General features: G+C 73.2%; 28 protein-coding genes. 15 read left to right on the top strand and 13 right to left on the bottom strand.

The window, feature by feature from the left end; translation table 11 throughout:
• Positions 1-5: 5 nt before the first annotated feature.
• The 3 genes from HF519_RS01475 (at position 6) to HF519_RS01465 (ending at position 3,326) form a co-directional block, all read left to right on the top strand.
• Positions 6-782 carry an IclR family transcriptional regulator gene (locus tag HF519_RS01475; RefSeq protein ID WP_169409785.1) on the top strand — a complete coding sequence of 259 codons (777 nt, stop codon included), beginning with the start codon at positions 6-8 and terminating at the stop codon, positions 780-782.
• An 11-nt stretch (positions 783-793) separates the two neighbouring features.
• Positions 794-2,476 carry a thiamine pyrophosphate-binding protein gene (locus tag HF519_RS01470; RefSeq protein ID WP_312859830.1) on the top strand — a complete coding sequence of 561 codons (1,683 nt, stop codon included), beginning with the start codon at positions 794-796 and terminating at the stop codon, positions 2,474-2,476.
• Between the two features lie 115 nt (positions 2,477-2,591).
• Positions 2,592-3,326, top strand: a complete 735-nt coding sequence (locus HF519_RS01465) for a PadR family transcriptional regulator (RefSeq protein WP_169409784.1) — start codon at positions 2,592-2,594, stop codon at positions 3,324-3,326.
• 74 nt (positions 3,327-3,400) lie between these two features.
• Here HF519_RS01465 and HF519_RS01460 read toward each other — a convergent pair whose 3' ends face one another.
• The 3 genes from HF519_RS01460 to HF519_RS01450 all read right to left on the bottom strand — a co-directional run bounded on the left by HF519_RS01460 (position 3,401) and on the right by HF519_RS01450 (position 6,279).
• Positions 3,401-3,796: an SCO5389 family protein gene (locus tag HF519_RS01460; protein ID WP_169409783.1), complete on the bottom strand. Its 396-nt coding sequence runs from the start codon at positions 3,794-3,796 to the stop codon at positions 3,401-3,403.
• Between the two features lie 31 nt (positions 3,797-3,827).
• Positions 3,828-4,778 (bottom strand): ATP-binding protein, encoded by a 951-nt coding sequence (locus tag HF519_RS01455; protein ID WP_169409782.1) that lies wholly within the window; start codon positions 4,776-4,778, stop codon positions 3,828-3,830.
• Positions 4,779-4,938: 160 nt separating this feature from the next.
• The gene (locus HF519_RS01450) at positions 4,939-6,279 is read right to left on the bottom strand and encodes an MFS transporter (protein WP_169409781.1); all 1,341 of its coding nucleotides are present in this window, start codon (positions 6,277-6,279) and stop codon (positions 4,939-4,941) included.
• 104 nt (positions 6,280-6,383) lie between these two features.
• Here HF519_RS01450 and HF519_RS01445 point away from each other — a divergent pair, with 104 nt between their 5' ends.
• Together HF519_RS01445 and HF519_RS01440 are read left to right on the top strand one after the other, a co-directional pair.
• Positions 6,384-7,367 carry a PAC2 family protein gene (locus HF519_RS01445; RefSeq protein WP_312859841.1) on the top strand — a complete coding sequence of 328 codons (984 nt, stop codon included), beginning with the start codon at positions 6,384-6,386 and terminating at the stop codon, positions 7,365-7,367.
• A gap of 81 nt (positions 7,368-7,448) precedes the next feature.
• On the top strand, positions 7,449-7,799 hold the full coding sequence (locus HF519_RS01440; protein ID WP_211169378.1) for a DUF8129 domain-containing protein: 351 nt from the start codon (positions 7,449-7,451) through the stop codon (positions 7,797-7,799).
• Here the strand turns inward: HF519_RS01440 and HF519_RS01435 are convergent, their stop codons facing one another.
• Positions 7,800-10,112, bottom strand: coding sequence for a thiamine pyrophosphate-binding protein (locus tag HF519_RS01435; RefSeq protein ID WP_169409779.1), 2,313 nt, complete (start codon positions 10,110-10,112; stop codon positions 7,800-7,802). It abuts the gene before it with no gap.
• A gap of 141 nt (positions 10,113-10,253) precedes the next feature.
• Here HF519_RS01435 and HF519_RS01430 point away from each other — a divergent pair, with 141 nt between their 5' ends.
• The 6 genes from HF519_RS01430 to HF519_RS01405 all read left to right on the top strand — a co-directional run bounded on the left by HF519_RS01430 (position 10,254) and on the right by HF519_RS01405 (position 16,174).
• On the top strand, positions 10,254-10,748 hold the full coding sequence (locus HF519_RS01430) for an Lrp/AsnC family transcriptional regulator (RefSeq protein ID WP_169409778.1): 495 nt from the start codon (positions 10,254-10,256) through the stop codon (positions 10,746-10,748).
• 116 nt (positions 10,749-10,864) lie between these two features.
• A complete protein-coding gene (locus tag HF519_RS01425) occupies positions 10,865-11,425 on the top strand; it encodes a type 1 glutamine amidotransferase domain-containing protein (protein ID WP_169409777.1) in 561 nt (186 codons plus the stop codon).
• A 4-nt stretch (positions 11,426-11,429) separates the two neighbouring features.
• Complete coding sequence (locus tag HF519_RS01420) at positions 11,430-11,828, top strand: PPOX class F420-dependent oxidoreductase (RefSeq protein ID WP_169409776.1); 399 nt, start codon at positions 11,430-11,432, stop codon at positions 11,826-11,828.
• Positions 11,825-12,721 (top strand): NmrA family NAD(P)-binding protein, encoded by an 897-nt coding sequence (locus HF519_RS01415; protein WP_169409775.1) that lies wholly within the window; start codon positions 11,825-11,827, stop codon positions 12,719-12,721. The genes HF519_RS01420 and HF519_RS01415 overlap by 4 nt, the downstream gene beginning before the upstream one ends.
• 43 nt (positions 12,722-12,764) lie before the next feature.
• Complete coding sequence (locus tag HF519_RS01410) at positions 12,765-14,093, top strand: serine hydrolase domain-containing protein (protein ID WP_169409774.1); 1,329 nt, start codon at positions 12,765-12,767, stop codon at positions 14,091-14,093.
• A 287-nt stretch (positions 14,094-14,380) separates the two neighbouring features.
• Complete coding sequence (locus tag HF519_RS01405) at positions 14,381-16,174, top strand: BCCT family transporter (protein WP_169409773.1); 1,794 nt, start codon at positions 14,381-14,383, stop codon at positions 16,172-16,174.
• A gap of 39 nt (positions 16,175-16,213) precedes the next feature.
• Here the strand turns inward: HF519_RS01405 and HF519_RS32120 are convergent, their stop codons facing one another.
• The 5 genes from HF519_RS32120 to HF519_RS01390 form a co-directional block, all read right to left on the bottom strand.
• Positions 16,214-16,336, bottom strand: coding sequence for a hypothetical protein (locus tag HF519_RS32120; protein ID WP_281358376.1), 123 nt, complete (start codon positions 16,334-16,336; stop codon positions 16,214-16,216).
• 57 nt (positions 16,337-16,393) lie between these two features.
• Positions 16,394-16,525 (bottom strand): hypothetical protein, encoded by a 132-nt coding sequence (locus tag HF519_RS32115; RefSeq protein ID WP_281358375.1) that lies wholly within the window; start codon positions 16,523-16,525, stop codon positions 16,394-16,396.
• An 11-nt stretch (positions 16,526-16,536) separates the two neighbouring features.
• A complete protein-coding gene (locus HF519_RS30805) occupies positions 16,537-16,833 on the bottom strand; it encodes a hypothetical protein (RefSeq protein ID WP_246242134.1) in 297 nt (98 codons plus the stop codon).
• 719 nt (positions 16,834-17,552) lie between these two features.
• The gene (locus HF519_RS01395; protein ID WP_169409772.1) at positions 17,553-18,518 is read right to left on the bottom strand and encodes an NADPH:quinone oxidoreductase family protein; all 966 of its coding nucleotides are present in this window, start codon (positions 18,516-18,518) and stop codon (positions 17,553-17,555) included.
• Between the two features lie 216 nt (positions 18,519-18,734).
• Positions 18,735-19,043 (bottom strand): hypothetical protein, encoded by a 309-nt coding sequence (locus tag HF519_RS01390; RefSeq protein WP_169409771.1) that lies wholly within the window; start codon positions 19,041-19,043, stop codon positions 18,735-18,737.
• A 149-nt stretch (positions 19,044-19,192) separates the two neighbouring features.
• Between HF519_RS01390 and HF519_RS01385 the strand changes: the two genes are divergently transcribed.
• The 3 genes from HF519_RS01385 to HF519_RS01375 all read left to right on the top strand — a co-directional run bounded on the left by HF519_RS01385 (position 19,193) and on the right by HF519_RS01375 (position 22,045).
• Positions 19,193-20,878, top strand: coding sequence for a hypothetical protein (locus HF519_RS01385; RefSeq protein ID WP_169409770.1), 1,686 nt, complete (start codon positions 19,193-19,195; stop codon positions 20,876-20,878).
• A 331-nt stretch (positions 20,879-21,209) separates the two neighbouring features.
• Complete coding sequence (locus tag HF519_RS01380) at positions 21,210-21,389, top strand: hypothetical protein (RefSeq protein ID WP_169409769.1); 180 nt, start codon at positions 21,210-21,212, stop codon at positions 21,387-21,389.
• A gap of 221 nt (positions 21,390-21,610) precedes the next feature.
• Positions 21,611-22,045, top strand: a complete 435-nt coding sequence (locus HF519_RS01375; RefSeq protein ID WP_169409768.1) for an SHOCT domain-containing protein — start codon at positions 21,611-21,613, stop codon at positions 22,043-22,045.
• Between the two features lie 62 nt (positions 22,046-22,107).
• Here the strand turns inward: HF519_RS01375 and HF519_RS01370 are convergent, their stop codons facing one another.
• The 4 genes from HF519_RS01370 to HF519_RS01355 form a co-directional block, all read right to left on the bottom strand.
• Positions 22,108-23,391 (bottom strand): sensor histidine kinase, encoded by a 1,284-nt coding sequence (locus HF519_RS01370; RefSeq protein ID WP_169409767.1) that lies wholly within the window; start codon positions 23,389-23,391, stop codon positions 22,108-22,110.
• Positions 23,375-23,827, bottom strand: coding sequence for a hypothetical protein (locus tag HF519_RS01365; protein ID WP_211169375.1), 453 nt, complete (start codon positions 23,825-23,827; stop codon positions 23,375-23,377). Before HF519_RS01365 ends, HF519_RS01370 begins: the two co-directional genes overlap by 17 nt.
• On the bottom strand, positions 23,824-24,321 hold the full coding sequence (locus tag HF519_RS01360; RefSeq protein ID WP_211169374.1) for a response regulator transcription factor: 498 nt from the start codon (positions 24,319-24,321) through the stop codon (positions 23,824-23,826). The genes HF519_RS01365 and HF519_RS01360 overlap by 4 nt, the downstream gene beginning before the upstream one ends.
• A 139-nt stretch (positions 24,322-24,460) precedes the next feature.
• Positions 24,461-24,598, bottom strand: a complete 138-nt coding sequence (locus HF519_RS01355) for a hypothetical protein (RefSeq protein WP_169409765.1) — start codon at positions 24,596-24,598, stop codon at positions 24,461-24,463.
• Positions 24,599-24,609: 11 nt separating this feature from the next.
• Between HF519_RS01355 and HF519_RS30175 the strand changes: the two genes are divergently transcribed.
• Positions 24,610-24,819 (top strand): hypothetical protein (locus HF519_RS30175; protein ID WP_211169373.1); only part of this gene is annotated, 210 nt, incomplete at its 3' end.

Raw genomic sequence — 24,819 nt, 5'->3', positions numbered from 1 at the left:
GTCGCGTGCGTTCCACTGAACGGGACACCGTCCCGAACTCGGTGCTCGGCCGAGCACTGACCCTGCTGACCGCGTTCCGGCCCGGCGACGCGGAGCTGAGCCTCGCCGAACTGTGCCGGCGCACCGGGATCCCGAAGGCGACCGCGCACCGGCTGCTCGGCGAGCTCGCCGTGTGGGACGTCGTGGAGCGCACTCCGACGGGCGTTCGGCTCGGCATGCGGCTGTTCGAGCTCGGTACCCTCGCGCCGCTGCAACGCGGACTGCGCGAGGCCGCCGCGCCGTTCCTCGCCGACCTGTTCGAAGCCACCCTGGAGACCGTCCATCTCGCCGTTCCCGACGGCATCGACGTGGTCTACCTGCAGAAACTGGACGGCCGGCGCGGCCCACCGGTGGCGTCCCGGATCGGCGGGCGGATGCCGGCCCACTGCACCGGGGTCGGCAAGGCGCTGCTCGCGTTCGGCCCGCCGGAGCGGCTGGCCGCGGTGCTGGCGGCCGGGCTGCGTCGGCGCACGCCCCGGACCGTCGTGGCCCCGGGGCTGTTCGACCAGGAACTGGCCGCGGTGCGCCGCAACGGGGTGGCCGAGGAGCACGAGGAGTCGGCGGTCGGAATCGCGTGCGTGGCCGCCCCGGTGCTCGACGCCGACGGGCTCGCCGTCGCGGCCGTGTCGATCACCGGCTGGGCCAACCGGATGGACACCGCGCGACTGGCGCCGGCCGTGCGCACCGCCGCGCTCGGAATCTCCCGCGTGCTGCGCAGCCGGGACCGGCCCAGCGGCCCGTAGGGTCTCCGGGCGTGGCGGAACGCAACGTGGCGGGACAGGTCCTCGATGCCCTCGCGGCGCACGGCGCGTCGACCGTGTTCGGGCTGCCGGGCGTGCACAACCTCGCGTTCTGGCACGAACCGGAGCGGGTGCCCGTCGTGGTGCGCCACGAGCAGGCCGCCGTGTACGCCGCGGACGGGTGGGCGCGGCGCACCGGGCGGCTCGGCGCCGCGGTGGTCACCACCGGGCCCGGTGCCGCCAACACCGTCGCCGCGTTCGGCGAGGCCGCCGCCGCGCACTCCCCCGTCGTGCTGGTGGCCTCGGAGATTCCGCAGGCGCTGCGCCGGCCCGGGCGGCTGCGCGGCGTGCTGCACGAGTCCCGCGACCAGGCCGCGCTGTTCACCCCGCTGGCCAAGGCGGTGTTCACCCCGCGCACGCCGGCCGAGGCGCTGCGCGATGTCGCGGCGGCGGCGGCCTGCGCGCTGAGGGAGCCGCGGGGGCCGGTGTACGTCGACGTGCCCGCCGACGTGCTCGGCGCGGAAGCCGTCATGTCCCCACCCGCCCACGGGCCCGGCGAGGAGGACGGTCCCGGGACGCCGGCCGTTTCCAGGCCCGGCCACCTGGCCGTGGTGGACACCGCGCCGGGGACGTTCGTCGCGTCCACGCCCGCCGGCGTGGACCCGGAGCCCGCCGACCTCGACGCCGCCGCCGCGCTCCTGGCCGGGTCCCGCGTCGTGGCGTGGGCGGGTGGGGCGGCCGTCGACGCCGCCGGACCGCTCGCCGCGCTGGCGGACCGGCTGGGGGCGCCGCTGGTGACGAGCTATCAGGCCCGCGGTTGCCCCGGTGCACTCGGCGTCCCCCCGCACGAGCCGGAGGTCGCCGCGCTGATCGGCTCGGCGGACGTGCTGCTCGCCGTCGGGGGCGACCTCGACGGCATGAACACCCGGAACTGGACGATGCCGCGCCCGCCCCGGCTCGTGACCGTCGACCCGGTCGCGCCCGCCGATCCGCCGGAGTGGACCGCCGACGTCGCGGTGACCGGCGGGCTCGACCAGGCCCTGGCCGGCCTGCTCGACCGGGTCCCCGAGCAGGCCGGCTGGGCCCGGCCGGGGTTGCGCACGCAGGTCCTCGATCGGCTGCGGGCGGACCGGGCGACCGGCGAGGCCGTCGGCCTGCTCGACGCCGTCGCGGCGGCCCGCACCCGCGACACGATGCTCGTCTGCGACATGGCCGTGGCCGGTTACTGGGTCGGCGGATACGCCGAGGTCCCGGTGCCGCGCGGGCTGGCCTACCCGGTCGGCTGGGGCACCCTGGGGTTCGGGCTGCCCGCCGCCCTCGGCGCGGCCGCGACCGGGGCTCCGGTGCTGGCGGTGTGCGGCGACGGCGGGCTGATGATGGGGCTCGGTGAGCTGGCCACGCTGGTGCAGGAACGGCTGCCGGTCACCGTGCTCGTCGTCGACGACGCCGGCTACGGGATGCTGCGCTACGACCAGGACCAGGCGGGGACCCGGCGCGCCGGGGTCGACCTGGTGACGCCCGACTTCCTGGCGCTCGCCGCGTCGTTCGGGCTGCCGGCGACCGGTGTCCCGGCGATCACCGAGGGACTGTCCGAGGTGCTCGCCGGCGCGCTGCGGTCAGGGGGGCCGCACCTGGTCCGGGTGCCGGCCCGGTTGCTCCCGCCCCGCACCACCTCCCCTCGCTGGCACGAGAACTGAGTCCGGGCGCCGCTGCGCCGACCCTTGGCGTTCGCTCGTTACCGATATATCGTGATGGTACGCGAGCCGATCGAGAAAGGGGCTCGTCACGAGACGACGGTCAAGGAGACCCACCATGAACGCCATGAATCCCGCATGGGACCTGCGATGGTCCGCCTTCGGCGGACGGCCTTTCGGCGGCCACCACGGACACCGCCACCACCGGGGCCCGCATGCCGCCGCCCACGCCGCGATGGCGGACGGGCCGCCCGCGGGCGAGGAGAACGGCCCCGAGGAGCATGCGGGCCCCCGCGGCGGCCCCGGCCGCCGCGGCCGTCGCGGACCCCGCTTCGGCCCGGGCTTCGGGCCCGTCTTCCCGCCTCCGTTCCCACCCCGCGGCTTCGGCGGCCCCCGCAGCCGGCGTGGCCGCCGCACGTCCCGCGGGGACGTCCGGCTGGCCGTGCTGGCACTGGTCGCCGAGCAGCCGCGGCACGGATACGAGATCATCCAGGAGATCACCGAGCGCTCCGGTGGCGCGTGGCGGCCCAGCCCGGGCTCGGTGTACCCGACGCTCTCCCAGCTCGAGGACGAGGGCCTGGTGCGCATCGAGCAGAGCGACGGCCGCCGGATCGTGCACCTGACCGAGGAGGGCACGCGCTACGTCGCCGAACACCGTGACGAGCTGGACCGGGTCTGGGCCTCGGTCGGCCGCGATGCCGACGACGACGCCACCGAGCTGTGGGAGCAGCTGGGCCAGCTGCACGCCGCGGTGATGCAGGTGATGGCCACCGGCACCCCCGCGCAGGTCGAGGCGGCCACCGCCACCCTCGCCGACGCCCGTAAGTCGATCTACCGCCTGCTCGCCGAGTAGCACCCCGCCGCTCACGAGCCGCGGGAACGACGGCGGCCCCGGTGCCGTGCACCGGGGCCGCCGTCAGCTCGAGCTCAGCAGTCGCGCAGCTCCGGGGACTGGTTCAGGACCTGACCCCGCGGCGAGATGAACTCGCGGTAGATCGTCGAGTCGACCGCCTCGGGCTTGAACGCCGCGACCCGGTGGCAGTTCTGGAACGCCAGCACCACGCCGAAGTGCCGCTCCAGCGCACCACGGATGGCGTTGCTGGCCAGCGCGCGCAGCAGCTGCCCGCGGGCCTGCTCGTCCGGCGGCGGGACCTCGTGCTCGCCGAACGGGGCAGCCGGCCGCTCGGACAGGTCCTCGGCGGCGGCGCCGATCACCTGCCAGGCGTAGGGCAGCGAGTCACGGACGACGGCGACGAACTGCGCGTCGTCCAGCTCGCCGCGCTCGGCGGCGACCAGGACATCGGTGGGGACGTCGAGGGACATGGAACCTCCTGCGATCTTGCTGGGATTCGGGTCAGCGGGCGAGGACGCCCGGACCAGGCACGAAGTCGGGGGCGATCTGCGCGGCGAGATCGGCCCCCACCGCCCGGTTGCCCCAGGCGGCGGCGTTGCGCAGGTGGAACTCGATGGTCTTGCGGTGGTAGCCGGCCCAGTCCCGCCGCCGGGAGTCCAGGGCGCTCAGCACGGAACCGAGGACGGTCAGGTTCTCCGGCTCCAGGCGCGACAGCGGGGCGGGCTCGCCGCGTTCGGCGGAGCGCACCCATGCCGACTGCCCGAGGAGGCCCAGCAGCGCCTCGCCCACCTGCTCGCGCAGGTAGTCGGCGTCGGCGGCGTCGGAGACCTTGTTGCCGAGGACCCGCAGCGCGACGCCGTGCCCGGCCGCGTGCTCGGCGTACTGGTGATAGACGCCGACCCCGCGCCGGGTCGGCTCGCTGACCAGCACCGTCAGGTCGAAACGGGTGAACAGCCCGGAGGCGAACGCGTCGGCGCCCGCGGTCATGTCGACCACCACGTACTCGCCGGCGCCGTCCATGAGGTGGTTGAGGTAGAGCTCCACCGCGCCGGTCTTGGAGTGGTAGCAGGACACGCCGATGTCGTCCTCGTCGAACTCGCCGGTGACGAGGTAGCGGATCGTGCCGACGGTCCCGGCGTAGCGGCGCAGCAGCTCACCGTCGGGGTCGAGGTCGAGGAGCCGGGAACCGGGACCGGGCGGCGTCGTCTTGATCATCGACTCGGCCGACGGGATGAGCGGGTTGGTGCCGCGCAGGTGGTCCTTGAGCCAGGCCAGGTCCGCGCCCAGCGGTCGCGGCGGCGCGCCCTCGGCGCCGAGAGCCTGGCCGAGGTGCTGGTTGATGTCGGCGTCGATCGCGAGGACGGGGTGACCGAGTTCGGCCAGGTAGCGAGTGAACAGCGACGCCATCGTGGTCTTGCCACTGCCGCCCTTGCCGACGAACGCGATCCGCACCGGTCCCCCTGATCCCTCGTTGATGACTACGGTAACGATAGTGGTTATCACTAACGAGTGATCATCTCGGGGCCGCAGGTACGAGCCGTGAGCGTGCCGCTGCTCCACCCGGGTTCGGGTCCGTCCACGAACCCACCGCCCCGACTTGCAGCCGGCCGGGTCAGCCGGGGCGGCGCGACCCGGTGCCGGCGCGGTCGCGCCGGGCCCGCCGGCGGGCGGCCAGCGCCTCGCGTAGCGGGGGCACCACCGTGCCCTCCTCGGCCATCTTCCGCCGGGCCCGCCGGCGCGCGACGACGACGCCGACCAGCGCGATCGCCCACACCACGTACTGGATCGTCCAGGCCACCCGGAACGCCTCCGGGGTGTAGCTGCCGGCCCCACCCGGGCCGGCGACACCGAGCAGCACCCCGATCGCGAGCGTGACCAGCAGCGAGGCGGTGAACCCGCCGACGTTGACGATGCCGACCGCGGTGCCCTGCCGGTGCCCGGGGTTGAACGTGCGGGCGTAGTCGAAGCCGATCATCGAGCCGGGCGGCCCGAGCGCGAGCACGACGACGAGCACCACGAGCAGCCATCGCGGCGCGGGCGGCGGGATGAGCAGCACGGACGTCCAGCACGCCGCGGTCACCGCGATCACCGCGATCACCAGCCAGGACCGGCGCATCGGGTGCCGCGCGGTGAACTCCCCGAACAGCGGCCCCGCGATCACGCCGACCGCGACGAACAACGTCAGCAGGGCGCTCGCCGCCCCGGACGACATCCCCTGGCCCGCGACCAGGTACGGCACACCCCAGAGCAGCGCGAACACCATGCCCGAGAACTGGGTGCCCATGTGCGTGAACAGGCCCAGCCGGGTGCCGGGCTCGAACCAGGACAGTCGCAGCCCGTCGATGATCTCCCTCGGGGACGGGGCCGGCGGTGGCGCCGGGGCGCCGGGTGGGCGGTTGCGGAACACCGCGGCGACGGTGGCCGCGGCGAAGATCCCGATGCCCGCCGCCGACAGGAACGCCGGGGTCCAACCGGGTCCGTGCAGCAGCGCGGCGAGCGGGACGGCACTGAGCACCTGGCCGAGCTGCCCGAGCAGGCCGGTCAGCTGTGTCATCAGCGGCACCTGCCGGGTGGGGAACCACGCCGTGACCACCGAGAGCACGCTGATGAAGGTCAGGGCATCGCCGACGCCGACGAGCACCCGCGCGGCGATGGCCAGCGGCAGCGACGTGGCCAGCGCCAGCAGCACCTGTCCCGCGGTCATCGTCAGTGCGCCGGCGATCACCAGCCGCCGCGCACCGTAGCGATCGAGCAGCACCCCCACCGGCACCTGGAGGCTGGCATAGACCAGCAGTTGCAGCACGACGAAGCCGGACAGCGCCGCGGGGGCGGCGCCGAAGCGATCCGCAGCGTCCAGACCTGCCACACCGAACGAGGTCCGGTGCATCACGCCGATGAGGTAGGCGAACAGCCCGACCGACCAGACGACCCACCGGCGACGCTGCACATCCATAGGATCACCATGGTGCGCGATTCCCGGAGGGAACGGGAAGCTGTGCGTGGAGTTTCACGTTGCCCGGACGGGTGCACGTGAGGAACGTCGACGGCCGGAGGTTTGTGGTGCTGGATCCCGAGGGGCTCTACCGGGTGGAGGCGGGCGCCCCGCAGCTGGCGGACCCGGTGCTACTGGTGGCGCTGGACGGGTTCGTCGACGCGGGCAACGCCGGCCGGCTGGCCGTGGAGGCACTGCGTGAGGGTCGTGACGCGACCCCGGTCGTGCGGTTCGACACCGACCAGCTGATCGACTACCGCTCCCGGCGCCCACCGCTGCGCTTCGAGTCCGACCACTGGGGCGCCTACCACGCGCCGACGCTGGAGATCGTCGCCGTCACCGACACCGGCGACACGCCCTACCTGCTGCTGGCCGGTCCGGAGCCCGACACCCAGTGGGAACGGTTCGCGGCCGCCCTGGAGCAGATCGTCCGCCGGTTCGGGATCCGGCTGGTGATCACGCTGACCGGGATCCCGATGGCGGTGCCGCACACCCGTCCGATCGGCGTCACCGCGCACGGCACGCGACGGGAGCTGACGGAGGGCCACGAGGCGTGGTTCGCCACGGCGGAGGTGCCCGGTAGCGCGGCGGCCGTGCTGGAGTTCCGGCTGGGCGAGGCCGGTCACGACGCGATGGGCTTCGCGGTGCACGTACCGCACTACCTCGCCCGCGCGGAGTACCCGCAGGCCGCCCGTACCCTGCTCGACCACGCGGGCCTCGCGGGCGGGCTCTACCTGCCGACCGAGTCGCTGTCGCAGGCGGCCGAGCGCACCGAGGCGGAGATCGCCGCACAGGTGGCCGGATCCGACGAGGTCGCGCAGGTGGTGCAGGCGCTGGAGCGCCAGTACGACATGGTCGCGGCCGGTCGCGGTGAGCGGTCGAGTCTCGGCCTCGGCGGCGAGCTGCCCAGCGCGGAGGAGCTGGCCGCGGAGGTCGAGCGGTTCCTCGCCGGCCACGACGACGCGGACGACAGGAACGACCCCGGGGAGGACGGGCCCGGGGAGGACGGGCCCGGGGAGGACAACGGCGGGCCCGCCTCGCCGAGCTGAACCCGCGTGCCGGCCGGGGGAGCTGCGGGCGGCGGTCCCCCGGCCGGTGGTTCGGGGCTCGCTGTCGAGGTACCCCGGGGGATGATCGACCGCGATCAGCTTCCGATTCCCGATTACGATCACCTGCCGCTGGAAGGCCTCAAGCACCGGATCCGCATGCTGACGGCCGACCAACTGCGCGCGCTCCTGGAGTACGAGCGGGAGCACGCCCACCGGTTGCCCGTCATCCAGGTGTTCCAGGAGCGACTGAGGGCTCTCGAATCCGGTGAGGCGAGGCCGTCGGACGGCAGCCCCTGGGACGTGCAGGCCGAGCATCCCCCGCCGCCCAGCGGTGGGTCCCCGGCGAATCCGGCCCAGACCCAGGTGAACAACCAGCCGCTTCGCCACGGCGTGTACACGGCGACCCCGAACCGCGACATCCGGGGCCGCTAGCTAGTCGACCAGGTCCAGCGCGGCGCCGATGATGCTGTCGGTGTCGAGGCCGTGGTAGCGGTAGACCTGCTCGAGATCGCCGGACTGCCCGAACCGGGAGACCCCGAGGTGGGTGCTGCGCACCTGGTTGATCCCGGCGAGGAACGCCAGCGTGTGCGGGTGGCCGTCGAGCACGGTGACCATCGGCGCGGCCCGGCGGGCCGGGAACGCGGCGTCGAGGATCCAGCTGTCCGCCTCCCCGCGGCCCGCCCGCGCCTGCACCGCCTCGAACACCAGACCGGCGCTGGTCACGCACACCACGTCCGCGGGGGTGCCGAGCGCGGTGAGCCGCTCGGCCGCCTCGAGCGCCTCCGGGAGCACCGCGCCCATCGCGGCGATCGTCACCGCGGGCGGCCCCTCGCAGCGGCGGATCGGATACGCCCCGGCCACGACCTGCCGGCGCCGCCGCTCCCGGGCCGCGGGATCGACCGGCACCGCGGCGAGGGTCTGGTCGACCGGCCGGGTGGACAGCCGCAGGTAGGCCGAGGACCCGTCGGGCCGGCCGAGCCGCGCGAGCGAGGCGAGCAGCGTCCATTCCACGTCGATCGCGAACGCCGGCTCGTAGCTGATGCAGCCCGGCTGCTCCAGCCCGACCGACGGGGTGCTGATCGACTGGTGCGCGCCGCCTTCGGGCGCGAGCGAGACCCCGGACGGGGTGCCGACCAGGATCGACTGGCCGCCCGCGTAGATCCCGAACGACCAGGGCTCCAGCGCGCGCTCGACGAACGGGTCGTAGAGCACCCCGATCGGCAGCAGCGGCTGCCCCCACCGGCTCCAGGTCGCGCCGAGCTCGCCCAGCAGCCCGACCAGGTTCGTCTCGGCGATCCCCAGCTCCAGATGCTGCCCGGTGGGCCGCTCGCGCCAGTGCAGGATCGTCTCCGGGTCGTCGGCGAACCAGTCGACCCGCTCCGCCGCCGACCACACCCCGACCTTGTTCACCCAGCCACCGAGATTGGTCGACGAAGACACGTCCGGGCACAGCGTCACGACCCGGCGCGCCGCCTCCGGCGCCTCCCGGGTCAGGTCCAGCAGAGTGCGGCCGAGTGCGGCCTGGGTGGTCGCCCTCCCCGAGGGCGTACGCCCGATGTCGGTGGGCAGCGCGGGCACCGGGTTCGCGGTCACCGGTTCGCGGCGCAGCCGGGCCGCGACCTCGGTGCACAGCTCGGCGGGCTCGCTGCCGGCCGGGAAGGCCGCCCACGGGGCACCGACATCGGCCCCGACCCGGGCGGCGAGCTCGGCGAACTGGTCGGCATTGAGCAGCGACGAGTGGTTCTGCGGGTGCCCCTCGCTGGCCAGCCCGTAGCCCTTCACCGTGTAGGCGAAGATCACCGTGGGCCGGGTGTCGTCGATCGCGCGCAGCGCGTCGCCGAGCGCGGCGAGGTCGTGCCCACCGAGGTTGCGGATGGCGCCGTGCAGCGTGGCGTCGTCGAGGGAGTCGATCAGCGCCCGCAACGACGCGTCCTCCCCCGGCAGCCGCTCCCGCAGCTGGTCCGGTGTGCAGCGCAGCAGCCGCTGGTACTCCGGGTTCTGCATGTCGTCGATGCGCCGGCGCAGCGCGTCCCCGCCGGGCCGGCTGAACAGCTCGCGCAACAGCCGCCCGTACTTCACCGTGAGCACCTGCCAGCCCGCGGCGTCGAACATGCCCTGCAGCCGGGTGGCGCCGATGTTGGGCACGACCCGGTCCAGCGACTGCCGGTTGAGGTCGACGATCCAGACGACCTCCCCCAGCTCGCCCACCATCGGGTCGAGGATCGCCTCCCAGCACGCGCCCTCGTCCAGTTCGGCGTCACCGACCAGGGAGTACTGCCGGCCGGCGCCGGCACCGCCGACCGTCGACTCCACGTAGCGGCGCGCCAGTGCCCCCCAGATCGGGGCGGTGGCGCCGATGCCCACCGAACCGGTCGAGTAGTCGACCGGGTCCGGGTCCTTGGACCGTGAGGGGTAGGACTGCAGCCCGCCGAAGGACCGCAGCGTGGTCAGGTACGACTCGTCCAGCTCACCGAGCAGGTAGTTGATCGCGTGCAGCACCGGGGACGCGTGCGGCTTCACCGACACCCGGTCCCCCGCGCGCAGGTGCTCGAACCACAACGCGGTCATGATCGTCACCATCGACGCGCTCGAGGCCTGGTGCCCGCCGACCTTCAACCCCGTCGGGTTCGGCCGCACCCGGTTGGCGTGGTCGATGATCGCCGTGGACAGCCACAGGATCCGCTGCTCCACCTCACGCAGCACCGCGAGCCTCGCGCTCTCGCGGTCGAGGGCCGCACTGGTCATGTTGATCACCCTCCGGGAAGCACCGACGCTGGCAACTTGCCGCGTCACTGCACCATTACGATCATCACTGCACAAGTTGAGGCGTCGAGAGTGAGCAAAGTGCTCAGTATCCGATCGGCAACCTCGGGAGGGACGGGCATTGTGCGCAACACCGGTGAGGTCGACGCGGTCGACGCGCAGTTACTGCTCGCGCTCACCGAGAGCCCCCGCGCCACGGTGCTCGCGCTCGCCGAACGGGTCGGGCTGTCGCGCAACACGGTGCAGGCCCGGCTGGCCCGGCTCGAGGAGCGCGGCGCCCTGTCCAGCTTCGAGCGCCGCATCGACCCGGCCGCGCTGGGCTACCCGCTGACGGCGTTCGTCACCGTCCAGGTCACCCAGCGGATGCTCACCGAGGTCGCCGCCGCGCTGGACGGGGTGCCGGAGGTGCTCGAGGTGCACGGCCTGTCCGGGCAGACCGACCTGCTGGTGCACGTCGTCGCCCGCGACGCCGACGACCTCTACCGGATCGCCGGGCAACTGCTCGCCACCGAGGGCGTGGAACGCACCACGACCGCACTGGTCATGCGCAAGCTCGTCGAGCACCGAATGGCCCCACTGCTGGAGCGCGCGATCCGCGGCGGCCACGACGAGGGCTGACCCTGCTCCCCCGGGCCGGATCACCCTGCACCGGTTCGACCTCTCAGGGTGTCGTCTGCGCGGGCAGCCCCGGCCAGGGTCGTGAACGACCGATCATCCGGCTCCGGAGGAGAACCATGAAGGACCTGGAAGGCAAGCGGATCGCGATTCTGGCCACCAACGGCGTCGAGCGCGTCGAACTGGAGATGCCTCGTGGTGCGCTCTACGGGGCAGGCGCGAAGAGCGACCTGCTGTCCGTCCAGACCGGCGAGATCTGGGCACGACAGTGGGACAAGGATCCGGCCGGCACATTTCAGGTCGACGGGCTGGTCGCGGAGGCGTCCGTCGAGGACTACGACGCGCTGCTTCTGCCCGGCGGCACCGTGAACCCCGACGGGCTGCGGATCAACACCGACGCCATGGGCTTCGTCCGGGACTTCGTCGCGAGCGGCAAACCGATCGCCGCGATCTGCCACGGGCCGTGGAGCCTGGTCGAGGTCGGGGCCGTCCGCGGGCACCGACTGACCTCCTGGCCGAGCCTGTGGACCGACATCCGCAACGCCGGCGGCGAGGTCGTCGACGAGGAGGTCTGCATCGACGGCCAGTTCACCACGAGCCGCTCGCCCTACGACCTGCCGGCGTTCTGCGCGGCGATCCTCGAGCAGTTCGTGGGCGCCCGCCAGAAGGTACCGAGCTGAGCCCATGCCCCCGCCACCGCTGCCCGACCCGATCGTCGAGATGCTCAAGTGGCCCAACCCGGCGGTGATGGGGACCGTGCGGTCCGACGGCGCTCCGGTCACCGTGCCCACCTGGTACCTGTGGGACGACGGCCGGATCGTCGTCAGCATGGACGCGCAGCGCCGGCGGGTGTCCCACATCCGCCGGGATCCACGCGTCTCGCTGACCGTGCTGGACGAGCAGGACTGGGGAACCCACGTCAGCATGCAGGGCACGATGTCCCTGCTGGACGACGCGGACCTGGCGGTCCTCGACCGGATCGCGCAGCACTACACCGGCAAGGTCTACGAGATCCGTGACCGGCCGCGGGTGACCGGCTGGATGGAGATCGAACGCTGGCACGGCTGGGGGCGGTTCCGGTGATCCTGGTCATCGGCGCAACGGGGTTCGTCGGACACCACGTGGTGGAGGAACTGGCCGACATGCGTGCGCCGAGCACCGCGATGGTCCGGGTCCCGGCCCGCGCACAGGGGCTCCCGTCGATCACCGACTACATCACCGGCACGCTCGACGACCCGCCCCCCGCCGTCGTGCTGCAGCAGTTCGACCGGGTCTTCCTGATGAGCCCGACCCACTCCGAGCAGGTGGCGCTGGAGACCACGTTCATCGACGCGCTGCTCGCGGCCGGGCACCGCCCGCACATCGTCAAGCTCGCCTGGGACGGGTTCGACGACCCGTCCTGCAGGGTCCGGTTCATGCACAACCATCGGCTCATCGCCGAGCACATCGAGGCGGCGGAGCTGCCCGTCACCTACATCGCACCGAACCTGTACATGGAGAACCTGCTGGACCTGGCCGACACGATCCGCGACGCCGGTCTGCTCTCGGCCCCGGCGGGTGAGGGCAGGGTCGGTTTCGTGGCCAGCAGCGACGTCGGCGCGGTGGCGGCCCGGGCCCTGCTCGCCGAGGATCCGGCCGTCGAGGACGGGGAGATCCACGTCGTCACCGGCCCGGAGTCGCTCGGCTACGACGAGGTCGCGGCCCGGATCTCGAGCGTGTTCGCCCGCGAGGTCGACTACGACGACCAGCCTCCTGCGGAGACCCGCCGCGCGCTGCGCGAGCAGCACATCCCGGAGTGGAACTGCGAGGGCATGCTCGAGCTGTACGACTGGATCCGCCACGGTGGGTGCGACACGGTGACCGACGACGTCGCCGCGTCGACCGGGGAGAACGCCCGGCCGCTCGAGCACTGGCTCAACGAGCTGCGCGGGGCGTTCGTGGGGCGGCCGCAGACCATCTCGCCGCCGAGGTTCTGACTGCGGGCACCCGGGCCGGGACCCCGGCGATAGCGTGGGGCCCGTGACAGAGCTGCTCCCCGCCACGGCCCGCACCCTGCTCGCCCGTACCGCCCGTGCGCAGCGCGACGGGCGGGTGCCGTCGCTGGTGGCCGGAGTCGTCCGGGACGACGAGCTGGTGTGGTCGGCCGCGCGGGGCGAGGTCTGCGAACCCCATCGTGACGTGCAGTACCGGATCGGCTCCATCACCAAGACGATCACCGCGATCGCCGTGCTGCGGCTGCGCGACGAAGGCCTGCTCGACCTCGACGACATGCTGGACAAGCACCTGCCGGGCACCCCGCTGGGCGACCGGACGATCGGGCAGCTGCTCGCCCACCTGGCCGGCGCCGGGGCGGAGAGCCCCGGTCAGTGGTGGGAGCGCACCCCCGGCACGACGCTGGCGGGCCTGGAGCTGTCCCGGTCCGATGTCGTGCTGCCCGCCGCGCGCCGGTTCCACTACTCGAACCTGGGCTTCGGTCTGCTCGGGGAGCTGGTCGCGCGGGCCCGCGGACGTTCCTGGGGCGCTGTCGTCACCGAGGAGGTGCTCGGCCCGCTGGGCATGCACCGGACCACGACCCGGCCGTCCGGGGCGGCCGCGCAGGGCTTCGCGGTGCATCCGTGGGCCGACGTGCTCCACGTCGAACCCGAGCACGACGCGGTCGCGATGGCTCCGGCCGGGCAGCTGTGGGCGACGGCGGACGATCTCGCCCGGCTCGCCGCCTTCCTCCTCGGGGACACCGGGGAGGTGCTCTCGCCCGCCACGGTCGAGGAGATGACGGTCCCGGCCGGGATCGACTCGGCCCAGCCCGGATGGGTGTCCTACGGGCTCGGCGTCCAGGTGCAACGCACGGACCAGGGCTCCGTCCTCGTCGGCCACGGTGGCTCGATGCCCGGCTTTCTCGCCCTGCTCTGGGTCGACCGGGAGGAGGGAACGGGTGCGCTGGCACTGGCCAACACCACCAGCGGCCTGGACGGTGGACTGGCGGCGGGCCTGCTCGCCGATCTGCGCGCCGCCGAGCCGCGCGTCGTCGACGCGTGGGCGCCGAGCGCGTCCCCGGTACCGCTGGAGGTGCTCGGCCCCTGGTTCTGGGGCCCGTCGCCCTATGTCCTGCGCGCGATCCCCGGCGGCCTGCTGCACCTCGGCGGGCTCGGCCGCCCCGGCCGATCGAGCCGCTTCCGCCCCGCTCCGGACGGCACCTGGATCGGGCTCGACGGCTACTTCGCCGGCGAGACGCTGCGGCTGGACCCGGTCGCGCTCAACCTCGCGACGTTCGTCTTCACCCGGATCCCGTACGACCCGGCGGCACCGGTCCCGGGCGGGGTCGACGACGCGGGCTGGCACGCTCCCTGAGCTGCGTCGGATGCCGGCCGGGTAGAGGAGGCGAGGGCGGACGGCATGCGCCGGCATCGAGGCCACCCCGCGCCATCCAGGTGTCGACCCACTCCATCTGAGCTCGAGGTCACCGACCCGTACCGACCTCGTCGCTTCCGGTTGACCCGCTTCCCCCATCGGCGCATCGTTGCCTCGCCAGGGGAACACCTATCGGTCGGGCAGCTCCGGCTTCCCGCCCGGGGACCGATGAGGAGGAAGGCTCCGTACCCCACCGGATGCCGCCAGCGATGACGATGCGCGACTCAATGGGACATGACGCCGCCGGGCCGGACCCGGCGGAGGGCCCGGAACTACGGACGACCGGTCCCGTAGCAGCCGAACAGCGCAACCCGGTGGACCGCTGGATCTTCGGCGTCTCCGCGGCGTTGGTCGTGGCGTTCATCGCCTGGGGTGTCCTGGCGACCGATTCGCTCAGCTCCGTCTCCACCGCCGTGCTGAACGGAGTGATGAACGCCGGCGGGTGGTTCTTCGTGCTGGCCGCCAGCGGCTTCGTCGTGTTCGCGCTCTGGCTGGCGTTGAGCCGCTACGGCAAGATCCCGCTGGGCCGCGACGAGGAGCAGCCGGAGTTCCGCACCATCTCCTGGATCGCGATGATGTTCAGCGCGGGCATGGGCATCGGGCTCATGTTCTACGGTGTCGCCGAACCGTTGTCGCACTTCACGAGTCCGCCCCCCGGCACCGTGCCGCCCGGGTCGGATGCGGCGCTCGACACCGCGATGGCCACCACCCTGTTCCACTGGACGCTGCACCCGTGGGCGATCTACGCGGTCGTCGGGCTGGCGATCGCGTACAGCACCTTCCGCCGCGGTCGCCGTCAGCTGATCAGCTCCGCCTTCACGCCGCTGTTCGGCGAGCGGCGCACCGAGGGCCCGCTGGGCCGGGCCATCGACATCATGGCGATCTTCGCGACGTTGTTCGGATCGGCGGCGTCCCTCGGCCTGGGCGCGCTGCAGATCGGTGGTGGGCTGGTCGCGGGCGGCTTCCTCGAGACGGCCGGGACGATGCTCCTCGTGAGCATCATCGTGGTGCTGACCATCGCGTTCGTGGCGTCCGCGGTCAGCGGGGTCGCCAAGGGCATCCAGTGGCTGTCGAACATCAACATGGTGTTGGCCGCGCTGCTCGCCTTCTTCGTCTTCGTGGCCGGGCCGACGATCCTCATCCTCAACCTGGTGCCCAAGGCCATCGGTGACTACCTCGCCGACCTCGCGGAGATGGCCGGACGGACCGCTGCCACCGGTGGAGACGCCATGGCGGCGTGGCTGTCGAGCTGGACCGTCTTCTACTGGGCGTGGTGGATCTCCTGGACGCCGTTCGTCGGGATGTTCATCGCCCGGATCAGCCGAGGGCGCTCGATCAAGCAGTTCGTCGCCGGCGTCATCCTCATCCCCAGCACGGTCAGCCTGATCTGGTTCGCGATCTTCGGTGGCGCGGCGATCAACATCCAGCGCGGCGGCACCGACCTCGCGTCGCAGTCGACCGAGGCCCAGCTGTTCGGGGTGCTGCAGTCCTACCCGATCGGAGCGGCCCTCGGGATCGTCGCCATGCTGCTCATCGCGATCTTCTTCGTGTCCGGTGCGGACGCCGCGTCGGTGGTCATGGGCACGCTCTCCGAACGCGGCTCGATCCACCCCTCGCGCCGTGTCGTGGTCTTCTGGGGCACGGTGATGGGCGCGATCGCGGCCGTCATGCTGCTGGTCGGCGAGGGCCAGGGAACAGCTCTCACCGGCATCCAGAACCTGACGATCATCACCGCGGTTCCGTTCGCATTGGTCATGGTGCTGCTGTGCATCGCCTTGACCAGGGATCTGCGCCACGACCCGCTCATGCATCGGGAGAACCGCCAGGTCCAGGCCGTGGAGCAGGCCATCGACTACGGCACGCAGAAGTACGGCGACGACTTCTTCCTCAACGTCAAGCCGTTGTCCGAGGAGGAGGTGCCGGCGTCCGCCGACGACGTCGCCGCGCGTCCGGGCGGGGCGGCGGCGAACGGGGCCGCGCGACGCACACCGGCCGACGCCGAGCGAACCCGGTCACCGTGAGCTGTCCGGGGCCCGGGCCGGACCGGGCCCCGGCGTCGGTCAGAGCAGGTACAGCAGCAGGATCAGCAGACCCGTGAGCAGCAGCGACACGAGCAGCGAACCCAGGCAGCCCAGCCGGCTGGAGAAGAAGGCGATCACGAAAGCGATTACCCGCGCCGGCACCGGCCGAACACCGTCACCGACCGACACGGGTCGGTGACGGCACGCTGCGGAGCCCGGTCAGCTCCGCCGGTCCGCCTCCCCCGACCCGAAGCCGGGGAGCACCATCCTCCACAGCTTTCGCTGCAGGGCGAGCCCGGCGTCGGCGACGCTGACCGCGGTGTTGACGAGCGTGGCGGGCAGGGACACCAACGGGGCGAGGATCACCCCGGCGTCGAGCAGTCGCCCGGCCGGGCCGGGCGGCCCCGCCGGCCCGGGCTCACCACGCGGGCCAGGCTCACCAGCCGGGCCAGGCTCACCACGTAGACCCGGCCCACCAGCGGGACCGGGCTCACCACGCGGACCGGGCTCACCACGCGGCCCCGGTTCACCAGGCGGCCCCGGTTCACCAGGCGGCCCCGGTTCACCGCGCGGACCCCGTTCACCACGCGGCCCCGGCTCACCGGGCGGACCCGGCTCGCCACGCAGGCCCGGTTCACCACGCAGGCCCGGTTCACCACGCGGCCCGGTCTCGCCGGGCAGCCCTGTGAGTCCGGCGGCTCCACGCGGCCCTGTCTCTCCACGCGCTCCCGGCGGTCCGGCCTCGCCGCCGGGCCCGGCCGGCCCGCGCTCCCCTGCGGGGCCGCGTTCCCCCGGTGGCCCTTGCTCGCCCCGTGCGCCGGGTTCACCCGGGTCACCCCGCTCGCCACGTGCGCCCCGGTCCTCTACGGCGTCCTGCCCGCCTCGCGACCCCGGCCCGCTCCTGGCCCCCTGGTCCCCGCGAGCGCCCTTGGCCCTCTTGGCGTCCGGCTCTCCCTGTGCCTTCCGCGCACCCGGCTTCCCGCGGGCTCCCCGATCGCCCTTGGACTTCCGAGCACCCCCGGAGCCCTCTCCGCCAGGCGCGTCCGGCTGCGCCGTCGGGGACGGTGCGGCCGTAGCCGTCGACGCCTCGGCGTCCGGCCCCGCCGACTGGTCCCGGGCGGTTGATGGCTCTGTCGTCGGATCCATGGCACTCCTTCGGCGTGGGGACTACACGACCGTTCCCAGGATCAGGACACCCGCCAGCAGCGCGGCCACGAGCAGCGCGAGGAGCCGGCCCGACCGGCTGGAGAAGAAGGCGATCACCGTGTTCCCGTCCCGGAGAAATCCTGCGCGGTGTCATCGGTGAGCGACACCGCTACGTGCCCGTACCCGCGCCCCGGCGGCGCGGAAACAGCCGGAAACCACCCCTGGCCGGGGCTCAGGGCTCCAGCACGACCTTCCCGGTGACCCGGCGCTCGTCGATCCGCGCGAGGGCCTCGGCGGCCTTCTCCAGCGGGAACGTCTCGGAGATCAGCGGATCGAGTCTGCCGGCGCTCAGGTGCGGCAGCAGTTCGTTCCACTGCTGGGCCACGTACCCCGGGCGCGCCAGCGCGTAGCCACCCCATGCCACACCGACGACGTCGATGTTGCCCAGGAGTAGCCGGTTCACCCGCACCGTCGGGATGTCCCCGGCGGTGAACCCGACGACGAGGAGCCGGCCGAACGGGGCGAGGCTGCGCAGCGAGTCGGTGAAGCGATCACCGCCGACCGGATCCACCACGAGGTCCACCCCGCGGCCGCCGGTGAGCTCCGTGACGGCGTCCTTGAAGCCGTCCACGGCCACGGTCTCGTGTGCCCCGGCGGCCTTCGCCACCTCCGCCTTGGCGTCGGAGGACACCACCGCGATCACCCTGGCGCCGAGCGCCCGGGCGAGCTGGGTGACGGCCGTTCCCACGCCACCAGCGGCTCCCTGCACCAGGACGGTCTGCCCGTCACGTAGCTGCCCCCGGACCAGCAGCGCGAAGTGGGCAGTGAGGTAGTTCATCGGCAGGCATGCGCCCGCGGTGAACGACACCTGGTCGGGCAGCGGCAGCACCCGATCGGAGTCCACGGCGGCCACCTCGGCGTACCCGCCGTAGGTCGAGAAGGCCGCGACCCGGTCGCCGGGGCGCAGCGCCGAACCGTCGGGTGCCTCGCGGACGACTCCGGCCAGCTCGGAGCCCAGCACGAACGGCAGCTCGGGCTTGTACTGGTACAGGCCCTTGGTCAGCAGCACGTCGGGGAAGTTGGCCCCGGCTGCGCGGACGTCGATCAGCACGTCGTTCTCACCCCGGGCCGGTTCGGGCACGTCGTGCACCTCGACCGCCGCCGGCCCGTCCAACCGCACCACCTGCACTGCGCGCACGCGCGACCCCTCCGTCGATGTCGGCCTGTCCGTCGGCCGCCCCCATCCTGGACCAGTTCAGCGGGCACCGGCGGGGTGGGCCGCCGGCCGCTGGAAGCCGGTGCAGGTCAGCGCGTGGACGCCGGCCGGCCCGGCCGGGCGAGGCGCGCGATCTTCGGAGAATCCGGGACGACCGCGATCGAGTGCAGAGGCAGGCGTGCGCCTGTGACGGGGAGCTCAGGCGGGGACGCCGTCGCCGTAGTCCACGGCGTAGGGGGTGCGCGTGAGCTCCTCGACCAGCGCGGTCAGCCAGCCGTCGACGCGCTGTTGCACGCGCTCGAGCTTGTCGAGCTCGCAGGCCAGGTCGAGCGCGGACGCGGAGCCCTCGCGCCCGTCGAGCGCCAGCTCCAGCTCCGTGCGCAGGGCCTGGATGCGGCACCGGCAGCTGTCGGACGCGTCGGCATGTGCCGTGAGACGCGCGCGTTGCTCCCGGCCGATCGTGGCGGGCACCGATGCGACGAGCTGTTCCAGACGGTGCGGGTGCACGGTGGCCTCCTCGGTGGTGGCCGACCGGCGCCGGCCCCGTCGATGTGACTACGGACACACGCACGCTAGAACGATCAGTCCCCTCCTGGGAAGGGGTTCACCCGCCCCCGCGTGCGAGTCGCGATCTTCGGACTGCCAAGGTGGAACGAATGCGCCTGGTCTTCGCGCCTCATGAACATGAGGAGTACAGCGTCGTCCGGGATCGACTGCTGAACGCCGTGCTGGCCCGTTCCCGGCGCCGCGGGCGCGAGGTCGATCCCGCGCTCGTCGCTGCCGCCCTCGACTACAAGCACGGCGTCGACGGCCGGCTCGGACACTGGACACGAGCCCACATCGCCGACGCACTGGCTGTCTGGTTCCCGCGGGCGGTGGCCGTGGCCGACTCCGATTGGGCGGAGATCCCCGCCGCGCTACACGCGCTGATCGGCCTGCTGGTCGAGCGCGACCACCTCGACTCACGCTCCGCGCCGGTCGTCGAGCTGCACGCCCAGGTCGACGACAGCACGCCCGCGCTGTTCGACGCCCTGGCCGACGAGCGCAACTACGACCTCGGCAAGTTCTGGGGCGTGCAGATGATGCGCCACGGCGTCGACAAGGGCGACGTGCTGGCCGTGCAGCGGTTCCTGGAGCAGGCCCGGTCCGGCGAGCTGGACATCGACCGCGACGTCCTGGACTTCATCACGCGGGAGGAGGCGGCCCGGCGGGCCGAGGCGGAGCGCGACACGTTCCCGGGGCTCGGACCGGTGCTGCTGCCGACGGCCGCGGAGCTGGTCGCCGCGGCGGAGGGCAGCGTCGCGCTCGACCAGTTGCGCGCGTTCACCCGCTGGGTCCGTGCCGGGCGCCGGCTCACGAAGGACGGCCGGCTGTGGTTGCGTGACGCACTCGCGCTCGCCGACTCGCTGGGTCTGGACCAGTTCTACCGCGACAGCGCCCGCACGGCCGACGACCTGCCCGAGATCTCCCTGTTGATGCACTGGGCACGGCAGGCCCGGCTCGTCCGGATCGTCCATCGCCGGCTCGTGCCGGTGAAGAGCGCCACCCCCCTGCTGCACCGCCCGATCGAGCTGTGGCGCCGCGCGTTCGAGGCCCTCGGCAGTCTCGGCGAGCACTTCGGCGGCAGCAACGTGTTCGGGTCGCCGTCGCTGTTCAGCATGTCGCTGGGCGACGCGTTCCCGATGCTGTGGCTGAACCTGTACTCCGCAGCCGGCGGCCCGGTGCCCGTCGAGCTGTTCCACCGGCTGGTCCGCGAGGCGGTCAACGAGCAGTTCGGCTGCGTGGTCGACGACCTCGCCGGCGACGTCGAGCAGCGACTGTGGCGCCGCGACGTCACCGCGCTGCTCGACGCCCTGGAGCTGCTCGGCGCCGTCGAGCTCGAGGAGAGCTTCGACCACGCCCACCTCGCCGAGCTCGCCGAGCGCGACGACCCGGACCCGACGGTGGTGTCGTTGACCCCGATCGGGCTGTGGGCCTGCCACCAGATGCTCACCGAGCAGGGCGTGCACGCCCCGCTGGTCGGCGAGCTCGCCGACGAGGACATCGAGTACGTGTGCGTGCGGATGGCCGCGGTGCGCGCGGAGGTCGCCGAAGCCGAGCTGGCCGCGTGGGTCGCGGCGCGCGACTCGCGGACCGCGGCGCACGAGCTGTCGCGCTTCCTCCGGCGCACCGACGAGCCGAAGCACCGCGACCTGGCGCTGTCTGCGCTGGCCCGGACCGGCGAGGGCGGCCGCGAGGTCACCCGGCGGCTGGAGGCCCGGGGCGGGCGGCCGGGCGGCCCGCGGCCCGCGAACTGGTTCGGCGCCGGGCGGCTCCCGCCCGCCGGCGCCCGCGCCCGCTGAGGCCGCGAGCGCGCGCAATCAGCCGCTCGCCCGGCGCAACCGCCCGTCCTCGGCGGTCTGGCACCGCATCGCGGTCTCCTTCCTGGTGACGCCGACCGTGCCGGCGCCCGCGCAGAACGAGCCGGGGTGCACCACGGGGGCGCCGCTGCTGGTGTCGACGGGGGCGACAGCGCGATCCGCCTACCCGGAAATGGGTACGAACGGGGCCGGCGTCTCGACTCCGCAGGTCGAGTCACGGCGCCGTTCTGGCCTCGTCGGGCCGACGCCCGGCGTCCGGGCCGCCCGGCAGGCTTCCCACCGCAACCGTGCGATCGAGCCTGAGGAGCGTGGGATGTCGACAACGACGCAGACGAAGTCGACCGTGGACCAGGAACGCGACCTGCTGGTGCGCTGTGTGGAAGACGCGTACGAGTCGATCCGGCTGCTTCCCGGGCTCGACGCCAACGGCCCGGCGATCGTCTGGTTCGCCGAGCACATGTGGGAGGCCTACCACCGCGAACGCGGCGACTGAGCGTCGTGGCCCGCCGCGGTGGGGCCGGGTGGGACCCGGATCGACTCCGGCGAACTACGCCGCGCGCTCACGGTCTACCGGCCGCGTCGCGGTGAGGTCGGCCTGCGCCTTCGCGCAACCGGCGGTCACCCGTTGCGGGTGAGGCATAGTCCCGCCCGGGAGCGCACGCTGCCCCCGGGCTGCGGGCCCTCCGGGCTCCCCTGCAGTGGGAGGAGTGGGCGATGTCGCTGTGGGACGTACTGGTGTCGATCTTCTGGTTCATGCTGCTGTTCGCCTGGATCTGGCTGCTCATCGCGATCCTGAGCGACCTCTTCCGGGACCACGACCTGTCCGGCTGGGGAAAGGCCTTGTGGACCCTGTTCATCATCGTGTTCCCGTGGCTGGGTGCGCTGGTCTATCTGATCGCGCGCGGCCGGTCGATGAACGAGCGCGCGCGGGCCCAGGCCGAGCGCAACGACCAGGCGTTCCGCAGCTACATCCGGGAGTCGGCCGGAACGGCCAGCACCGCTGACGAGCTCTCGAAGCTCGCCGACCTGCGTGACCGCGGGGCGATCTCGGCGGACGACTACGAGCTGGCCAAGGCGAAGGTGCTCGGCCATGGGCGGTCGGTCGCCGCGACGCCCCAGGCGGATCAGCAGGCGGCCCCGACGACGTGACCCGGCCGGCCCCCGTCCGCGGAGGCTCGGCCCGGCCGTCGTGACCGCCGCGCTCGGCGTGGTCATGATCGCCCTGCAGGCCCTGCCGCACCATTGAGGGCACCATTGAGGGCCTCGCCGCCGTCGGGGAGCGTGAACCACACCGCGGCCCCACCGTCGATCCCGTCGGTGATGCCGATGCTGCCGCCGTGGGCGTTGACGATCCGCCGGCACGTGGCCAGACCGATCCCGTTGCCGCCCGGCACGGCGCCCAGCTCGTGCACCTGCGTCAGCAGTGTGAACGCGTCCTCGCGCCGATCGGGCGGCACCCCGACGCCGTTGTCGGCCACTTCGATCCGCCAGAGGTCGCCCTCCCGTTCCGCGCGGATGCGCAGCATGGGCGTGCGGTCCGGACGCCGGAACCGCACCGTGTTGACCAGCAGGTTCTGCATGAGAGCACGCACCTGGACGGGGTCGGCGAGCACGGTCGGCAGCGGGCCGACGTCGGACTCGAGTCCCTCGGCGAGACCGGTGGCCGCAAAGTCCTGGCCCATGTCGGCCAGCAGCGCGCGCAGATCGACCGGCACCCGCCGCAACCCGCCGCCCAGCCGGGCGTAGGCGAGCAGCTCGTCCACCAGCTCGTGCATCCGGCCGGACGAGGCCAGCGCCCGCTTCACGTGGTTGGAGGCGGTCGGGTCGTCGCGTACCGCCGGATGATCGGCCAGCAGCTCGAGGAACCCGGCCAGGCCGGCCAGCGGGTTGCGCAGGTCGTGGCTGACCTGCCCCGCGAATGCGGTGAGCTCGGCGTTGGACCGCAGCAGCTCGGCGCGGGCCCTGGTCAGCTCATCGACGGCCGCGGTCAGCAGCCGGGTGCGCCGGCGCAGCTCGAGGACGTCGACGACCTGGTGCGCGAGCTGGGTGAGGCCGCGGGCCTGCTGGTCGGTGAGGCCGCGGACGACGTCGTCGAACACGCACAGCGTTCCCAGCACCTGCCCGGACGGGGCGCGGAGCTGGCTGGCTGCATAGAACCGGACGTTCGCGACATCGCCGGTGACGAACGGGCTGCGGGCGAACCGGGGATCGCGGCGCGCGTCGGGAACCGCGACCAGGCCGGGCTCCACCATGCTCACCGCACACATCGAGTCCTCGCGCGAGCAGATCGACGGGGTGAACCCGACGGCGCCGATCTGGTGCTGCCACCTCTCGCTGATCAGGTTGACCACGGCGTTGGGCACCGCGCAGATCTGTGTCGCCAGGTCCGCCAGTGCCTGCAGGTCCGGCTCGCCGGCCAGCTCGGAGAGGCCGTACTCCGCCAGTAGCGCGTCCCGGTCGCCGACCGGCACGCGGCGCTCAGCGTCGGGCTGCATCGGTCCACACCTCCGCGGCTCCGCTGATCGAACCGGTGAGGGGCGCCGGCCCCACTGCGCCCGCCCCGTGATCGGGCGTGGTGCCGAAACCGACGCGCGTCATCTCACCCCAGGTCGCCTTCCCGCCGCGGACGGCGTCGCGGATGCCGCGCACCGGCCACAGCGCGGTGAGCTGCCGGTGGCCGAGGTTCTCCGCGACCGCCGCGGCGAACGCGGTCATGAGGTCGCGGGGGCGGCGGTAGCGGTGGAACGAGAACTCCTCCACGGCCAGCGCCGCCAGCGACAGCACCAGCCCGTACCCGACGGCGACGAGCAGGAACAGCACGGCGAAGGTCCAGTCCACGGTCGGGGACAGTAGTGCGCCGAGCAACGACGCCACCGCCGGTTCCAGGGCGCGCCAGGTGCGGTCGTCCGGCGCCGCGAGCCGGTCGATCACGGGCGGATCCGGTTCGTCGGCCGCCACCAGATCGAGCAGCAGCGGACGGACCGGGGCGCTGAGCCGGTCACGCCGACGACCAGCATCGACCGGTCGACGACGACGGCCTCGGGAACCGTCAGCTGCTCGCCCCGGCGAGTACCGCCCGGACCCGGCAGGCCCAGCTCCCGTGGGCTGAACGGCTTCGTCAGGTAGTCGTCGGCACCCCCGGTGAAGCCGTCCTCCACGTCGCTCTCCTGGGCGCGGGCGGCGAGCAGGATGACCCGGATGCCTGCGGTCTCGGGTTCGGCGCGCGGTGCCCGGCACACGTCCAGACCCGTCATCCGCGGCATCATCACGTCGAGGACCGCCAGGTCGGGCCGCCGGCTGCGGGCCTGCGCCAGGGCGGTCGCCGCGTCCTCGGCGAGGATGACCTCATAGCCCGACTGCTCCAACTTGAACACGGCGACCTCGCGCACGTCCCGGTCGTCGCCCGCCACCAGAACCGTGGGCATGGTTCCTCCGTTCGGACGTATGAGCTCAAATATGTCCGACTTCGCGCGGCCCCGCACCTTCCGTACGGGACGAACCGGACACCTGAGACCATGATCTCGGCCGGCTCGGCGGGGGCGACGCCCCGGGGTGGACGGTGAATCAACCGGCCCGGCCGCCGGGATCGCCCCACCGGGAGAACTCGATGTCGACCTCGTGGTGCGCGGCCTCCGGGGAGTCCCCGTCGTAGAGGAACAGGCCCAGCACGACGTTCGGGTCGGGCCGGTCGAGCCGGCCCACGACATCGACGTGTGTCGGCCGGCGCCGAGCGGCTCGGCAAGCCGCACCTCCGCGCATCGCCAGACCCGATCGTCGGCCGCCACGGCGAGGCGCAGTCCGTCCCCGGCCACCCGGACGCCGGCCGCGGCGAAGGCGTTGCCGCCCGGGCCGATCCGCTGCCCGCCGGAGTCCTTGACCTCCCAGCGGTGGCCGCTGAACTCGATTCCGGTGCCGATGTGACC

The sequence above is a fragment of the Pseudonocardia bannensis genome (assembly GCF_012911875.1).
Taxonomy (GTDB): Bacteria; Actinomycetota; Actinomycetes; order Mycobacteriales; family Pseudonocardiaceae; genus Pseudonocardia; species Pseudonocardia bannensis.
The sequence above is the reverse complement of the archived record's forward strand: the minus strand, read 5'-3'. Positions and strand labels throughout refer to the sequence as shown.

Excerpts from the sequence above, each read along its gene's own strand:
- HF519_RS01465 (WP_169409784.1), top strand. The coding sequence starts at position 2,592 with ATGAACGCCATGAATCCCGCATGGGACCTGCGATGGTCCGCCTTCGGC.
- HF519_RS01460 (WP_169409783.1), bottom strand. The coding sequence starts at position 3,796 with ATGTCCCTCGACGTCCCCACCGATGTCCTGGTCGCCGCCGAGCGCGGC.
- HF519_RS01450 (WP_169409781.1), bottom strand. The coding sequence starts at position 6,279 with ATGGATGTGCAGCGTCGCCGGTGGGTCGTCTGGTCGGTCGGGCTGTTC.
- HF519_RS01440 (WP_211169378.1), top strand. The coding sequence starts at position 7,449 with ATGATCGACCGCGATCAGCTTCCGATTCCCGATTACGATCACCTGCCG.
- HF519_RS01435 (WP_169409779.1), bottom strand. The coding sequence starts at position 10,112 with ATGACCAGTGCGGCCCTCGACCGCGAGAGCGCGAGGCTCGCGGTGCTG.
- HF519_RS01425 (WP_169409777.1), top strand. The coding sequence starts at position 10,865 with ATGAAGGACCTGGAAGGCAAGCGGATCGCGATTCTGGCCACCAACGGC.
- HF519_RS01420 (WP_169409776.1), top strand. The coding sequence starts at position 11,430 with ATGCCCCCGCCACCGCTGCCCGACCCGATCGTCGAGATGCTCAAGTGG.
- HF519_RS01405 (WP_169409773.1), top strand. The coding sequence starts at position 14,381 with ATGGGACATGACGCCGCCGGGCCGGACCCGGCGGAGGGCCCGGAACTA.
- HF519_RS01385 (WP_169409770.1), top strand. The coding sequence starts at position 19,193 with ATGCGCCTGGTCTTCGCGCCTCATGAACATGAGGAGTACAGCGTCGTC.
- HF519_RS01380 (WP_169409769.1), top strand. The coding sequence starts at position 21,210 with ATGTCGACAACGACGCAGACGAAGTCGACCGTGGACCAGGAACGCGAC.
- HF519_RS01375 (WP_169409768.1), top strand. The coding sequence starts at position 21,611 with ATGTCGCTGTGGGACGTACTGGTGTCGATCTTCTGGTTCATGCTGCTG.
- HF519_RS01370 (WP_169409767.1), bottom strand. The coding sequence starts at position 23,391 with ATGCAGCCCGACGCTGAGCGCCGCGTGCCGGTCGGCGACCGGGACGCG.
- HF519_RS01360 (WP_211169374.1), bottom strand. The coding sequence starts at position 24,321 with ATGCCCACGGTTCTGGTGGCGGGCGACGACCGGGACGTGCGCGAGGTC.